14 protein-coding genes are annotated in these 13,916 nt (G+C 49.9%); 13 read left to right on the top strand and 1 reads right to left on the bottom strand.

The annotated features are described in order from the left end of the window. Positions 1–7 precede the first annotated feature (7 nt). Genes J7E26_RS02180 through J7E26_RS02125 form a run of 12 tightly spaced genes read left to right on the top strand, consistent with a single transcriptional unit; the run spans position 8 to position 12,298 of the window. Positions 8–1,147 (top strand): glycosyltransferase family 4 protein, encoded by a 1,140-nt coding sequence (locus J7E26_RS02180; protein WP_214813051.1) that lies wholly within the window; start codon positions 8–10, stop codon positions 1,145–1,147. Then, positions 1,144–1,986 (top strand): glycosyltransferase EpsE, encoded by an 843-nt coding sequence (gene epsE / locus J7E26_RS02175; RefSeq protein ID WP_214813048.1) that lies wholly within the window; start codon positions 1,144–1,146, stop codon positions 1,984–1,986. Before J7E26_RS02180 ends, epsE begins: the two co-directional genes overlap by 4 nt. After that, the gene (locus J7E26_RS02170) at positions 1,979–3,127 is read left to right on the top strand and encodes a glycosyltransferase family 1 protein (protein WP_214813046.1); all 1,149 of its coding nucleotides are present in this window, start codon (positions 1,979–1,981) and stop codon (positions 3,125–3,127) included. Before epsE ends, J7E26_RS02170 begins: the two co-directional genes overlap by 8 nt. A gap of 3 nt (positions 3,128–3,130) precedes the next feature. Next, positions 3,131–4,234: a biofilm exopolysaccharide biosynthesis protein EpsG gene (epsG, locus tag J7E26_RS02165; protein WP_214813042.1), complete on the top strand. Its 1,104-nt coding sequence runs from the start codon at positions 3,131–3,133 to the stop codon at positions 4,232–4,234. 18 nt (positions 4,235–4,252) lie between these two features. After that, positions 4,253–5,290 carry a glycosyltransferase family 2 protein gene (locus tag J7E26_RS02160; protein ID WP_214813040.1) on the top strand — a complete coding sequence of 346 codons (1,038 nt, stop codon included), beginning with the start codon at positions 4,253–4,255 and terminating at the stop codon, positions 5,288–5,290. Between the two features lie 4 nt (positions 5,291–5,294). Beyond that, positions 5,295–6,377 (top strand): polysaccharide pyruvyl transferase family protein, encoded by a 1,083-nt coding sequence (locus J7E26_RS02155; RefSeq protein WP_214813036.1) that lies wholly within the window; start codon positions 5,295–5,297, stop codon positions 6,375–6,377. Then, positions 6,374–7,408 (top strand): glycosyltransferase, encoded by a 1,035-nt coding sequence (locus J7E26_RS02150; protein ID WP_214813025.1) that lies wholly within the window; start codon positions 6,374–6,376, stop codon positions 7,406–7,408. Before J7E26_RS02155 ends, J7E26_RS02150 begins: the two co-directional genes overlap by 4 nt. Further along, positions 7,405–8,922: an MATE family efflux transporter gene (locus J7E26_RS02145; RefSeq protein ID WP_214813024.1), complete on the top strand. Its 1,518-nt coding sequence runs from the start codon at positions 7,405–7,407 to the stop codon at positions 8,920–8,922. Before J7E26_RS02150 ends, J7E26_RS02145 begins: the two co-directional genes overlap by 4 nt. After that, positions 8,919–9,527, top strand: coding sequence for a sugar transferase (locus J7E26_RS02140; RefSeq protein WP_214813023.1), 609 nt, complete (start codon positions 8,919–8,921; stop codon positions 9,525–9,527). Before J7E26_RS02145 ends, J7E26_RS02140 begins: the two co-directional genes overlap by 4 nt. Continuing rightward, entirely contained in the window at positions 9,524–10,162 is a 639-nt protein-coding gene (locus tag J7E26_RS02135) for an acetyltransferase (RefSeq protein ID WP_214813022.1), read from the top strand. The genes J7E26_RS02140 and J7E26_RS02135 overlap by 4 nt, the downstream gene beginning before the upstream one ends. A gap of 13 nt (positions 10,163–10,175) precedes the next feature. After that, on the top strand, positions 10,176–11,348 hold the full coding sequence (locus J7E26_RS02130) for a DegT/DnrJ/EryC1/StrS family aminotransferase (protein WP_214813021.1): 1,173 nt from the start codon (positions 10,176–10,178) through the stop codon (positions 11,346–11,348). Continuing rightward, positions 11,327–12,298, top strand: a complete 972-nt coding sequence (locus J7E26_RS02125; protein ID WP_214813019.1) for a polysaccharide pyruvyl transferase family protein — start codon at positions 11,327–11,329, stop codon at positions 12,296–12,298. The genes J7E26_RS02130 and J7E26_RS02125 overlap by 22 nt, the downstream gene beginning before the upstream one ends. Positions 12,299–12,308: 10 nt before the next feature. Here the strand turns inward: J7E26_RS02125 and yvfG are convergent, their stop codons facing one another. Then, positions 12,309–12,527, bottom strand: coding sequence for a protein YvfG (gene yvfG, locus J7E26_RS02120; RefSeq protein ID WP_214802797.1), 219 nt, complete (start codon positions 12,525–12,527; stop codon positions 12,309–12,311). Between the two features lie 77 nt (positions 12,528–12,604). On the opposite strand from yvfG, the gene rpoN reads away from it, so the two are divergent. Beyond that, the gene (rpoN, locus tag J7E26_RS02115; RefSeq protein ID WP_214813090.1) at positions 12,605–13,912 is read left to right on the top strand and encodes an RNA polymerase factor sigma-54; all 1,308 of its coding nucleotides are present in this window, start codon (positions 12,605–12,607) and stop codon (positions 13,910–13,912) included. Positions 13,913–13,916: the final 4 nt, after the last annotated feature.

The following is a 13,916-nucleotide window of genomic DNA, read 5'->3' as shown; positions in this document are numbered from 1 at the left end:
CTGAATCATGACAAAAAAAGTGTTATTTTGCGCCACTGTCGATTATCACTTTAAAGCCTTTCACCTTCCGTATTTTAAATGGTTTCAAGACATGGGCTGGCAGGTGCACGTTGCAGCTCACGGCGAAATGAGCCTTCCGTTTGTGAATGAGAAGTTTTCCGTCCCGATCCGGCGCTCTCCGTTTCATCCCGATAACTTTTCCGTTTACAGGCGGCTGAAACAGCTGATTGAGGAGAACGAGTATGACATGGTCCATTGCCATACACCGGTCGGCGGCGTGCTTGCCCGCCTTGCGGCGAGACAAGCGCGGCGGAAGGGGACAAAGGTGCTGTACACCGCGCACGGCTTTCATTTCTGCAGCGGGGCGCCGCTGAAAAATTGGCTGCTCTATTATCCGATCGAAAAATTGCTTTCTTCCTATACAGACTGTCTGATTACGATTAATGAAGAGGATTACAAACGGGCAAAAAACATGAGAAAAACGGAATGCAGCGCGAAAAAGATACACGGCATCGGCGTTGATACGGACAGATTCCGGCCTGTCAGCCAAACAGAGATTGAGCGGCTGCGGGAAAAATACAATTTCGGCGCAGGCGAGTTTATCCTCGTATATCCCGCTGAATTAAATGTGAACAAAAATCAAGGTCTTCTCATCGAGGCGGCTGCATTGCTGAAGAACCGCATTCCCAGGCTGCGCCTCGTGTTTGCGGGAGAAGGAGCGATGGAAGATTCGTACAGGAGAATGGCTGAGACACTCGGAGTATCAGAGCAAGTGCGGTTTTACGGTTTCTGCCGCGACATTCATGAGCTGATTCAGCTTGCGGATCTGTCTGTCGCTTCCAGTGTGAGAGAAGGGCTCGGCATGAACGTGCTTGAGGGAATGGCGGCTGAAAAGCCCGCCATCGCCACAGATAACCGGGGGCACCGGGAGATCATCCAAGACGGAGTGAATGGTTTTCTCGTTTCACTGGGAGACAGTGAGTCATTTGCAGACCGCATTGAACAGCTGTACCGCTCGCCTGATTTGAGAAAAGCATTCGGGCAGAAAGGGCGGAAAACGGCTGAAACATTTTCAGAAACACGTACGGTAGAGGAAATGGCGCATATTTACGCCGTTTACATGGATAAAAAGGAGAAAAGCGTATGAATTCAGGAGCACAACCGAAAATTTCTGTCATCATGGGCATTTATAATTGTGAGCAGACACTGGCAGAAAGCATCGAATCCATTTTGAGCCAATCCTATAAGAATTGGGAACTGATCATGTGTGATGACGCATCAACTGACGGCACGCTTCAAATTGCGCAACGGTATGCGGAACATTACAGCGACCGGATCACGCTGATTCAAAATAAAACGAACAAACGGCTTGCCGCTTCACTGAACCGCTGCCTTTCATACGCAACTGGCGCCTATATTGCCCGGCAGGACGGGGATGATATTTCCGTCCCGCGACGGCTGGAAAAACAGGCTGCCTTCTTAAACAAGCATTCCCACTATCAAGTCGTAGGAACGGGGATGCTCGTTTTTGACGAATACGGTGTAAGAGGCGCGAGGCTTTTGCCGGCAGTTCCCAAACCGAGAATTATGGCGAAAGGAACGCCATTTTGCCACGGCACCATTATGATGCGGGCCGAGACTTACCGCGTGCTTAACGGCTACCGTTCTGTAAAGCGGACCCGGCGGATGGAGGATATTGATCTGTGGCTGCGGTTTTTTGAAGCGGGTTTCAGAGGCTACAATCTCCAAGAGACGCTCTATAAAGTAAGGGAGGATAGCGAAGCGTTTAAACGGAGATCGTTTACGTACTCGATTGACAACGCGGTGCTTGTCTTTCAGGCATGCAGACGGCTGAAGCTTCCGCTTTCTGATTACATATATGTCGCAAAGCCGCTCATTCGCGCCATTACGCCGCCTGCTGTAATGAACCGCTATCACAAAAACAGGGGCCTCCGCCAAAAAGAAGGGCTTGCCGAACATGAATAACGGAACACAGCGGGTGCTGCACATTTTCAGCGGGATGAACAGAGGCGGCGCCGAAACGATGCTGATGAACTTATATCGGAAGATAGACAGGACGGAGGTGCAGTTTGATTTTTTAACCCATCGGAATGATCCGTGCGCTTATGATGAGGAGATCCTCTCCCTCGGCGGACGGCTTTTTTATGTGCCCAGCATAGGACGGACAAATCCGATTGCGTTTGTGAAAAATGTGAAACAGATCATTCAGGAAAAAGGGCCGTTTGCCGCCGTCCACGCCCATACTGATTTCCAAACAGGATTTATCGCACTTGCGGCGCGTTTAGCGGGCGTTCCGGTGCGGATCTGCCATTCTCACAGCACGTCGTGGCGGGCGCGGTCATCCCTGCTCGGCCGGATGCAGCTGTTTGCATTCAGACGGCTGATTTCATCCTGCGCCACGACACTGTGTGCCTGTGGGGAAGACGCGGGCCGCTTTTTATTCGGAGAAGCAAAACTGAATCAAAAAGCCGTGCACCTGCTGCCGAACGGAATTGATCTGGACTTGTTTGCCGGCGGTAAAGCTGGCGCCGATTACGAAAAACGGAAGCGGGGCATTGCACCCGATCGGCTGATTATCGGGCATATCGGCCGCTTCACAGAAGAAAAAAACCACGTGTTTCTGCTGCAGCTTGCCGCTTATATGAAGGAGCGGGGAACCGATTTTCAGCTTGTTCTTGCCGGAGACGGACCGCTTCGCACCCAAACCGAAGAGATGGCAAAGAATCTGGGGCTTGGCGATGATGTGCTTTTTGCGGGCATTGAGGAACGGGTTCATGAGCTGATGAAGACGATTGATGTGTTTGTCATGCCGTCGCTTTATGAGGGCCTGCCGGTCGTACTCGTCGAAGCGCAGGCATCCGGTGTTCCGTGTGTGATTTCAGAAGGCATCACAGAAGAAGCCGATGCAGGGCTTGGGCTCGTCAAAAGACTCAGCATTGACGAGCCGCCGGAAGAGTGGACAGCAACCATTTTGCAGGCAGCCGCCGCGCCAAGGCCCGACGAGGGGCATATCAGGCGGACTCTCGGGAGGCTCGGATATGATGCGAAGGAAAATGTGGGGGTTGTCATGAAGCTTTACAATATGAACTGTGAAAAAGGACAGTAATCGATGATTGTATATGTAGTCAATATGGGGATTGTTTATATTTGGTCATGGTTCGCCAAAATGTGCGGCGGCCGTGATGAATCACTTTCAACCGGGTATCGGCCGAATCAGCTTGTCATGCTTGTTCCGCTGGCATCGCTGATTTTTGTCTCCGGTTTACGCTACAGAGTCGGGACGGATTTTCAGACGTACGCGCTGATGTACAGGCTTGCGGGAAACTACAGGAACATATGGGAGATCTTTGGAATCGGTGCAAAAAAAGCCGCTGTTGATCCCGGTTTTACCGCCCTCATCTGGCTCATGAATTTCATAACGAAAGATCCGCAAATCATGTATTTTACCGTTGCCGTTGTGACGTGCACCTTTATTCTAAAGGCGCTCGCCGAGTTCGGAAGGCCGTTTGAGCTGAGTGTGTTTTTGTTTTTAGGCACTTATCATTATTATGCTTCCTTCAACGGCATCAGACAGTATATGGTGGCGGCTGCGCTCTTTTGGGCTGTCCGCTATGTGATCAGCGGGTGCTGGAAACGCTATTTTTTGATCGTGCTGTTGTGCTCGCTCTTTCATTCCTCGGCACTGGTCATGATTCCGGTTTATTTTATCGTCAGAAGAAGGGCATGGTCGCCGGCCATTTTCGGGCTGTCGGCTTTGTTTCTCCTCATGACGTTTTTGTATCAGAAATTCATTTCCGTGTTTGTCGTCGTGCTTGAAAACAGCTCATACGGCCATTATGAAAAATGGCTGATGACCAATACGAACGGAATGAATGTGGTGAAAATCGCGGTGCTGCTGCTGCCGCTGTTTTTGGCATTTTGCTATCGTGAAAGGCTGAGAAAGCTATGGCCGCACATTGATGTCATCGTTAATTTCTGTCTGCTTGGTTTGTTATTCGGCCTGCTGGCGACAAAGGATGTCATCTTTGCCCGGTTTAATATTTATTTCGGTCTGTATCAGATGATCCTGATTCCTTATTTCGTCAGGATTTTTGATGAAAAATCGAATGCGCTGATTTATATCGCCATTATCGTTTGTTATTTTCTCTACAGTTATTTGCTTATGCCGGTAGATTCATCTGTGCTCCCGTACAGAACGATTTTTTCCCGGTAATTTATACTGGAGGTTCATATGGAGACACCCGCGGTCAGTTTGTTAGTTGCTGTGTATAATACGGAAACATATATAGAGCGCTGCTTGGAATCACTGCTCAATCAGTCGCTTGGCAATATCGAAATCATTCTCGTCAATGACGGGTCAACGGACAAAAGCCCTGAGATGATTGAAGTCTATCAAAAAATGGATGAGAGAATCCGTGTCATTCATCAAAATAATCAAGGGCTCGGTGCGGTCCGCAACAGGGGCATTGAAGCGGCGCGGGGCGAATTTATCGCTTTTATCGATGCGGATGACTGGATTGAGCCTGATTATTGCCTGCGTATGTATGAAAAGGCGAAGGCTGATGAAGCCGAGCTTGTCATTTGTGAATATAAGGCCGAGTTTGCCGATACGGGCAAAACCGCCGTTTCAACGATTGCTTCGGCGTATCAGGACCGGCCGAAACAGACGTATGTGAAAGATTTATTCGAGGGGAAAGTAAGCGGGTTTTCGTGGAATAAGCTGTACAGCAGAGCCATGATTGAAAAACATCACCTGCGCTTTCCGCTTCGGGATGAGCTGGAGCATGTGGAGGATCAATATTTCAGCCTGCGGGCGCATTTTTTCGCACGGAAGGTATCGTATGTGGATGAGCCGCTCTATCACTATAGAATTCATCTGACCTCCATTGTGCAAAGCTATCAGAAAAAGCTGTTTGACTCAGGTCTCGTTCTTTATCGGCTGAACGAGGCTTTTTTGCGCGAAAACGGCAGTTTGCAAGAGTATCAGCAGGAGCTGGATTTCTTTATCGTGCAGCACGGCACAGTCTGCCTGCTTAATGAATGGAAACGGAATAACGGCGGGCTGCTTGCCGAGAAATGGAGCAATATCAGCCGGATTTGCGCTGACCCGGTGTTCCGGTTAAGCCTGTCGAAAACAGGAACGGCGCCGTTTGGCGCCAAACGTTCATGCCTCTTGCTTTTGGCTAAGCTGAAGCTTGTTCCGTTCGTCTCGCTGGCGTCGGCGGTGTATCAAAGAGCAATTGAGTACAAAATGAAAATCAGAGGGTGAAGACATGTCGATACAATCATGGAAAATCAATCTCGCAGAGTGGCTTCTGCTCAAGGTCAAATACCCGTCCGAGTTTCACTTCGGAGCGGCAAAAGAGAAGCAGGGACTGACAGCCGAAGCCGCACGAAAAAAAATCATACTTACCCTGCTCCCGTCCCACGATAATCTCGGCGATCACGCCATCGCTTACGCGAGCAAAACGTTTCTTGAACGGGAGTATCCCGATTTTGACATCGTTGAGGTGGATATGAAGGATATATACAGGTCCGCAAAGGCACTGATCAAAAAACGCCGCCCCGAGGACATGGTGTTCATCATCGGCGGCGGGAATATGGGTGATTTGTACCGTTATGAAGAATGGACGCGCCGCTTTATCATTAAAACCTTTCATCAGTATAAAATCGTCCAGCTTCCGGCGACGGCTCACTTTTCTGACACAAAAAAGGGGCGGAAGGAACTGGAGCGCGCCAAAAAAGTGTACAACGCGCATCCTGAACTTTTGTTAATGGCGAGAGACGAGACGACGTATCAATGGATGAAGCGCCATTTTCCCGGAAAAACCGTTCTCAAACAGCCTGACATGGTTTTATATTTAGACAAAAGCGAACAGGATGTTCCGCGTGAAGGGATTTTTCATTGTTTACGGGAAGACCGCGAAAGCGCACTCACCGATGATGAGAGAAATAGGGTAAAAGCCGCTTTGGCCGAGGAATACGGGGAGCTGCACTCATTTACCACGACGGTCGGCCGAAGGGTCAGCCGCCGTACACGCGAAAAGGAGCTGGAAGCGCTGTGGGATACGCTCAGGGGAGCGGAAGCCGTAGTGACTGACAGGCTGCACGGGATGATTTTTTGCGCGCTGACCAAAACGCCTTGTGTCGTCATTCGTTCCTTTGACCATAAAGTGATGGAAGGCTATCAATGGCTGAAAAACATTCCGCACATGACATTCATTGAGCGGCCCGAGCCTGAAACGGTGACAGCTGAGGTAAACAGGCTGCTTGCTTATGAGACAGGGGAAGGCGGTTTTTCGCGCAGCGTCTATTTTGAAGGGCTGAGGGAAAAGATCAGCGGTGATGCCAAATGACCGCCCCGCTTGTGAGCATCATCGTCCCGATGTACAGGACAGAGCCTTTTATCAGAGAATGTGCAGCCTCTCTTATGAAACAGACGCTTACATCCGTCGAGATCATTTTCGTCAATGACGGTTCACCGGATCAGTCCGGCCGGATAGCTGAAGAGCTGGCGGCTCAAGATGCAAGAATTCAAGTCATTCATAAAGAAAACGGAGGACTCAGCTCGGCCCGCAATGCCGGAATCAAAGCCGCACGCGGCCGGTATATCGGTTTTGTGGATGGTGATGACTATGTGTCGGACACGATGTTCGAACGGCTTTATGAAGAAGCGGAAAAGGAACGGCTCGATATCGCCGGCTGCGGATTTTACAAGGAAACGCCGTTAAAGGAAAGGACGTATGTGCGGCCGCCGCTTCCCGCAGGCCGCATCTTCACAAAAGCCGATATGACTGATCAGCTGACACGCGCGCACGAATTAAGATTCATTTGGTATGTTTGGCGCTATATTTATCGGCGTGACGCATTAAACGGACTTTTATTTGATGAAGAAATCCGGTTTGCCGAGGATTCTCCGTTTAATCTGGCTGCGTTTCGCAAAGCCGCCCGTGTCAAAGTCATTGACGAGGGTCTGTATATCTATCGGGAAAACCCGCAAAGCCTTACAGAAATACCCTTTAAGCCTCATTTAGATGAGCAGCTTCAAAAGCAATACGAAGCTAAAATGGCTTTTTACGAGGTGAACGGGCTGACTGAAGCTTGCCGGACAGATATCGATACATATTTGTGCAAGCATCAAATCCCGATGCTTCTGGCCAATGCCTGTGCATCCCCGCAGCCGTCACATGAAATCACAGATCACATCCGGCGGATCTTATCTTATGACATGGTGAAAGCCGCTGTCCGAAACACGCCGTGCAGGCATAAACAGCTCCTGACGGGTGAACGGGTTGTGCTCGGCTTATGCAAAATGCGCCTGCCTATTCTCCTGCAAGCGTTCTTTGAACGGAAGACGAAAGAGAAAGGCAGTGCGGAAGGAGCATGAAATTCGCCATTAATTTCGGCGCCAATGTGACGGCGTTTTTACTATCGGTCTTTTTATCAGTCTGGATGACCCCTTTTATTGTGAAAACATTGGGCGTGGAGGCTTTTGGATTTGTCCATCTGACGCAAAATATCATTAATTATTTCTCCATTATCACCGTTGCGCTCAGCTCGGTCGTTGTGAGGTTTTTTACTGTCGCCGCCCACAGGGGGAACAAGGAAGAGGCCAATGCATATATAAGCAACTATTTAGCCGCGTCTGTCGTTATATCGTTATTGCTCGCTGTGCCGCTCGCCGGGACGGCTTTTTTTATTGACCGGGTGATGAATGTGCCGGAAGAGCTTCTGTCAGATGTGCGGCTGTCCATTTTGATCGGCAGCGTGCTGTTTATGCTGACGTTTTTTATGGCGGGATTTGCGACAGGTCCGTTTTTTGCCAACCGTCTTTATATCACAAGCTCGATTCAGGCCGTGCAAATGCTCGTCAGGGTGCTGAGTGTGCTTTTTCTGTTTACTTGTTTTACGCCGAAGATTTGGCAGATTCAGCTTTCGGCCTTAGCGGGAGCTGCTTGTGCCGCGATACTGTCTTTTTTCTTTTTTAAAAAGCTGATTCCATGGTTTTCGTTTACACGTAAAAATTTGTCGTTTCAAACGAGCAAGGTGCTGTTTCAGGCGGGGGCGTGGAGCTCCGTCAATCAGATCGGCGTGCTGCTGTTTTTGCAGATTGACTTAATGACCGCGAATCTTGTGCTGGGACCGTCTGAGGCCGGAATATATGCGGCGATTATTCAGTTTCCGCTCCTGCTCAGAAGCTTGGCGGGGACTCTTGCTTCCTTGTTTGCGCCGATTTTGACATCGTACTATTCAAAAGGCGATATGGACGGTCTGATGACATACGCCAATCAGGCCGTGCGGATGAACGGGCTTCTCCTTGCGCTTCCTGCCGCTCTGTTAGGAGGGCTTGCTGAACCGTTTCTTACGATTTGGCTCGGCCCGTCGTTTGTGCAGACCGCGCCGCTCTTATATATTCACGCCGCGTATTTGGCGGTCAGCCTGTCAGTCATGCCGCTTTTTTATGTATGGACGGCTTTTAATAAACAAAAAACGCCTGCGATCGTCACGTTATGTTTAGGCGGGCTGAACGTCATCTTGGCCGTTGTCCTCAGCGGACCGGCCCATCTTGGCTTATACGGCATCACCATTGCCGGGGCAATCGCCCTCGTCCTTAAAAATGTCGTCTTTACGCCGCTTTATGTATCGCATATTACCGGCTTTAAAAAACATGTGTTTTATAAAGGAATGTTCGGCCCGATTGCGGCCGCTGTGTTTGCCTGGGCAGTCTGCCGGGCGATCCGGCAGTTTTATCCGGTTGACAGCTGGGCCGGGCTCATTGCCGCGGCGCTTGCCGTATGTATAGGCTATGCTGTATTTGCCTTTTTCTTTGTTTGCACGAAAGAAGAAAGGCAGCTTGCCTTGAAGAAATGCAGAAAAGTGAAAGGAGCTGTTCAGATTTGATGGCGAAACGCTTATTTGATACGGCTGCGGCCATTCTTTTGTTGTGCGGCGCAAGTGTCATTCTCCTCTTCGCCATGGCTGCCGTCAGATGCAATATCGGTTCACCGGTGCTTTTTAAACAGACGAGGCCCGGGCTTCACGGGCGCCCGTTTACCTTATATAAACTCAGAACGATGACGGATGAGCGTGATGAACACGGCGAGCTGCTGCCGGATCATCTTCGGCTGACCAAAACGGGGCAGCTGATCAGAAAGCTGAGCATTGATGAGCTTCCGCAGCTCTTTAATGTTTTGAAAGGAGATCTCAGCCTTGTCGGTCCTCGTCCTTTGCTGATGGAATATTTGCCGCTTTACACAAAAACGCAGGCGAGGCGCCACGACGTGAAGCCGGGCATTACAGGATGGGCGCAGATCAACGGAAGAAACGCCATCTCATGGGAAGAAAAATTTAAGCTGGATGTTTGGTATGTCGACAACCGCTCTTTCTTTCTCGATCTGAAAATTCTGCTGTTAACGGTGCGAAAAGTTCTTGTTTCAGAGGGCATCCATGAGGCCAACCATGTGACGGCGAAGCGTTTTACGGGCAGCGGGGATATCTCCTCATGAAAAAGGTGGCGCTGATCGGACACGGCGGGCACGGCAAAGTAGTGAAAGAGATTGTAAATGCCCGCTCTGATATGCAGCTTGCGGGCATTTTTGACGATAGATTCAGCGGCTTTGCGGTTCGGGAAGGCTTGTATACAGGCCGCCCGGACGACATACACCTCCTGCGGAAACTCGTTCCGGATGCCGCCTTTGCCATTTGTGTCGGAGATAACGGCTTAAGAAAAAAGCTCGCTGAACGGCTTGAGCTGGAGGATGGAGATTGCACCGCTCTCATTCACCCGGCAGCAATCGTCAGCGAAGCGGCCGCCATCGGAAGCGGAACGGTCGTCATGGCGGGAGCCGTCATTCAGGCTGGTGCTAATATAGGCACTCATTGCATCATCAATACAGGCGCAATCGCGGAGCACGACAATTCAATCGGAGATTACGTCCACCTTTCACCGCGTGCCGCACTTGCGGGAGGCGTGAAGGTTCGGGAAGGGGCGCATATCGGGATAGGCGCGTCAGTCATTCCGCAAATAGAAATCGGACGCTGGAGCGTCATCGGCGCAGGGGCGGCCGTTATCAGTACGATTCCCGATGGGGTGACGGCCGTTGGTGTTCCGGCCCGTGTCATCTCCTCTATTCACACATAAAAAGGATGATTCCATGCAAACAAACAACCGAATTTATTTATCTCCGCCCCATATGAGCGGAAAAGAACAGGAGTACATCGCAGAAGCTTTCCGCTCCAATTGGATTGCGCCGCTCGGTCCGCTCGTCAACTCATTCGAAAAACGGCTGGCCGATTATGCGGGCGTTAAAGGCGCGGCAGCTGTCAGCTCGGGAACGGCGGCAATCCACCTAGCCCTGCGGCTGGCGGGCGTTACAAAAGGAGACACTGTGTTTTGCCCTTCCTTTACCTTTGTCGCCACCGCGAATCCGATTTTATATGAGCAGGCGGAGCCCGTTTTTATTGACTCGGAATGGGAGACATGGAATATGTCGCCGGACGCGCTGGAACGGGCGCTGCAAGATGCGAAACGGCGCGGCAGACTGCCGAAAGCGGTCATTGCCGTCAACCTGTACGGGCAAAGTGCGAAAATGGATGAATTGAAGGGCCTTTGCGATGCATACGGCATTTGTCTCATTGAAGATGCGGCTGAATCGTTAGGATCGTCATACAAAGGCAGGCAGAGCGGCACGTTCGGCCATTTCGGCATTTATTCATTTAACGGCAACAAAATCATTACGACATCAGGGGGCGGCATGCTCGTTTCAAATGATGAAGCTTCCATTGAAAAAGCGAGGTTTCTCGCCTCACAGGCGCGGGATCCGGCTGTTCATTACCAGCACAGTCAGATCGGGTATAACTACAGGCTCAGCAATATTCTCGCAGGTGTAGGGGTTTCTCAGCTGGAAGTGCTGGAGGATCGCGTTCAGGCGAGGAGAAAGGTGTTTGACCGATATAGGGAAGCATTAGAAAGATTTCCGGGCATCCGCATGATGCCGGAGCTTGAAGGAACGGTATCCAACCGCTGGCTGACCGCCCTGACACTGGACAACGGCGTGACGCCGAATGACGCCGTCTCCTGCCTTGCTGAACAGCATATAGAAGCCAGGCCGCTTTGGAAGCCCCTGCATACGCAGCCGTTATTCTCATCATCTTTGTTTTATCCTCACAGCGATCATGAACGGGTCTGCGAAAATCTTTTCAGCCGCGGCATCTGTCTGCCGTCCGGCTCAAATCTGTCTGAAGCGGATCAAACCCGCGTGATTGATGCGCTTGTACAGTTATTTGAATCGAAGGGGGCGGCATCATGGACAGCCAGCATGTCATGAACCGTTTAAAGGAAGCGCTGACGGGTCTCCTCAGCGTCATACCGCCGCAATCCGAGATCATTTACGCCGACTATCCCCTATACGGAAATGTTGGGGATTTATTTATTATGAAAGGGACGGAGGCTTTTTTCAAAGCGCACGGCATCCGCGTGAAAAAGCGCTGGAACCCGGACAATTTTCCATTCGGCCGGCGGGTTGGGCGGAACGCTGTCATTGTCTGTCAGGGAGGCGGGAATTTCGGGGATCTCTATCCGTATTATCAAGCCTTCAGAGAAAAAATCGTCAAAGCCTTTCCTGAAAACAGGATCGTCATTCTGCCGCAATCCATTTATTTTCGGGATGAAAAAAAGCTGCGCCGGACAGCGGAGCTTTTTTCCGGACACAGGGATATGCACCTTTTCACAAGGGATAACGTGTCTTATGAAACGGCGAAGCGCTATTTTTCAGCTAACCATATCGGGCTTTTGCCAGACATGGCCCATCAGCTGTTTCCGATGATCCCGAAAGCCGCTCCTTCTTGCGGCAAGCTGCATTTTATCCGCACGGACGGCGAGGCTCATCCGGATCTGCAAAAAGATGATCCCGTACAAAGCTATGACTGGAAGCATGTATTGTCATCCGCAGACCGCCGGGGAATCGCATTACTCCAAACGATGAATGTCCTGAATAAAAAAGCGGGAAACCCGCTGCCGATAGCGATGATATGGGAAAAATATTCAGATTATCTGGTGAAAAAGGCGGTTCGATTTTTCAGCCGATATGAAATTGTGGAAACGTCAAGGCTTCACGGCCACATCCTTTCCTCGCTGCTCGGAAAGAAAAATACCGTCATTGACAATTCGTACGGGAAAAACGCCAACTATTATCACACCTGGATGAAAGAAGCGCCGAACACCCGGCTCATCCGGGAAACCCCCGAAACGAAGGAAAACCTTCCTGCTCTGACATGAGCGGAAGGTTTTATTTTGTTTCTCCCCGTTTAACTTTGTTATAAGCCTCGTCCAAATGCTGAATTCTCTTGAGCACTGCCGCGTTTTTCGTCAGCTGATCCTGTACAAGGGTTGAAACGACTGAGCGGTAATAGCTGTTCATCGCATGAATTCGGTCTTCATTCGGATTCAGTTCAATATGCTGAGTAAAGTTCTCAATAAAATAAGGAACGGAAAAAAGTTCTGACATCTATAAAGCAACTCCTTTTAATAAGTATATACGGTATGAAACCAATCATGTACAATGAAAAAAGAGGAGTGAGCATGATGGATATCAAACTTCAGCAAACACAAATACTAAAGCCTCAATTAACTCAAGAGCTTAAACAGGCCATCGCATTACTCGGATATAACTCCGCGGAACTGGCCGAATATATTGATGAGCTCTCACTGGAAAACCCTCTGATTGAACGAAAGGAAACAGACACGCCGCCACTATCTTACCACAAAACAAATAAAAACAGGATGCAAGCGCAGGACGGAAGCCAGCAGATAAGCCTCACCCGGAAAACCCTGCAGGATGCACTGAAACAGCAATCATTAGATATTAAGCTGTCAAAGAATGAGGAGAAAATTTTTAATTATCTGATACATTCACTCGATTCAAACGGCTATTTAGAAGAGGAGATACAAGCTGCTGCCGACCATGTATCAGCTTCGGCAGAGGAGACGGAGGCGGTTCTCGGAAAACTTCAGTCGCTTGAACCGGCCGGAATCGGCGCGCGTTCTCTGCAAGAGTGCATCCTTCTTCAGCTGCGCCGTCTTCCTGAGCGGAACGAACAGGCGGAACAGATTGTAGGTGACTACTTTGAGCTATTTGCAAGAAAAAACTGGAAAGCGCTTACATTGAAAACAGGCATATCGCTCACGGACATTCAGGACATTTTTGATATGATCGCGGCGCTCGATCCGAGACCCGGGCTTCGCTACGCACATGAGGAGCCTGGCTTTTATGTCGAGCCTGATATTTTCATCACGGTGAAAAACGGCAGCATTAAAGCGCAGCTGAACAGCCGTTCTTTCCCGGATATTCAGCTCCATAACAATTATCAGCCGCTGTTATCATCCGGATGCCGGGATACGGAAGCTTACCTGTCGGCAAAATACCAAGAATGGCGCTGGCTGCGCCGGGCTTTAACGCAAAGAAAACAAACCATCACCAGAATCATCAGCGTACTGACCGAACGTCAAAAATCTTTTTTTCTGACAGGAAGAAGCGGGATGAAGCCGCTGACGTTAAGAGAGGTCGCTGAAACGCTGGAGCTCCACGAATCAACGATCAGCCGGGCCATAAAAGGAAAATACGTGCAAACACCATACGGGCTGTACGATATGAAAACTTTTTTCTCGGCAAAAGCAGAATCATCAGGAGACGGGGATGCCTCCAATTATGCCGTCAAAGCCCATCTGGAATCATTCATCAGCGCAGAAGATAAAAGGAAACCGCTCTCAGACCAAAAATTGGCTGATATGTTATTCGACCAATATGACATTCGAGTATCAAGACGCACTGTCGCCAAATACCGTGATCAAATGAATATTCCGCCGTCCTCGGCGAGAAAACGATACAGCTGAACCT

The organism is Bacillus sp. ISL-51, from assembly GCF_018613535.1.
In the GTDB taxonomy this organism is placed as follows: Bacteria; Bacillota; Bacilli; order Bacillales; family Bacillaceae; genus Bacillus.
This window is presented reverse-complemented; position numbering and strand designations above follow the sequence as displayed.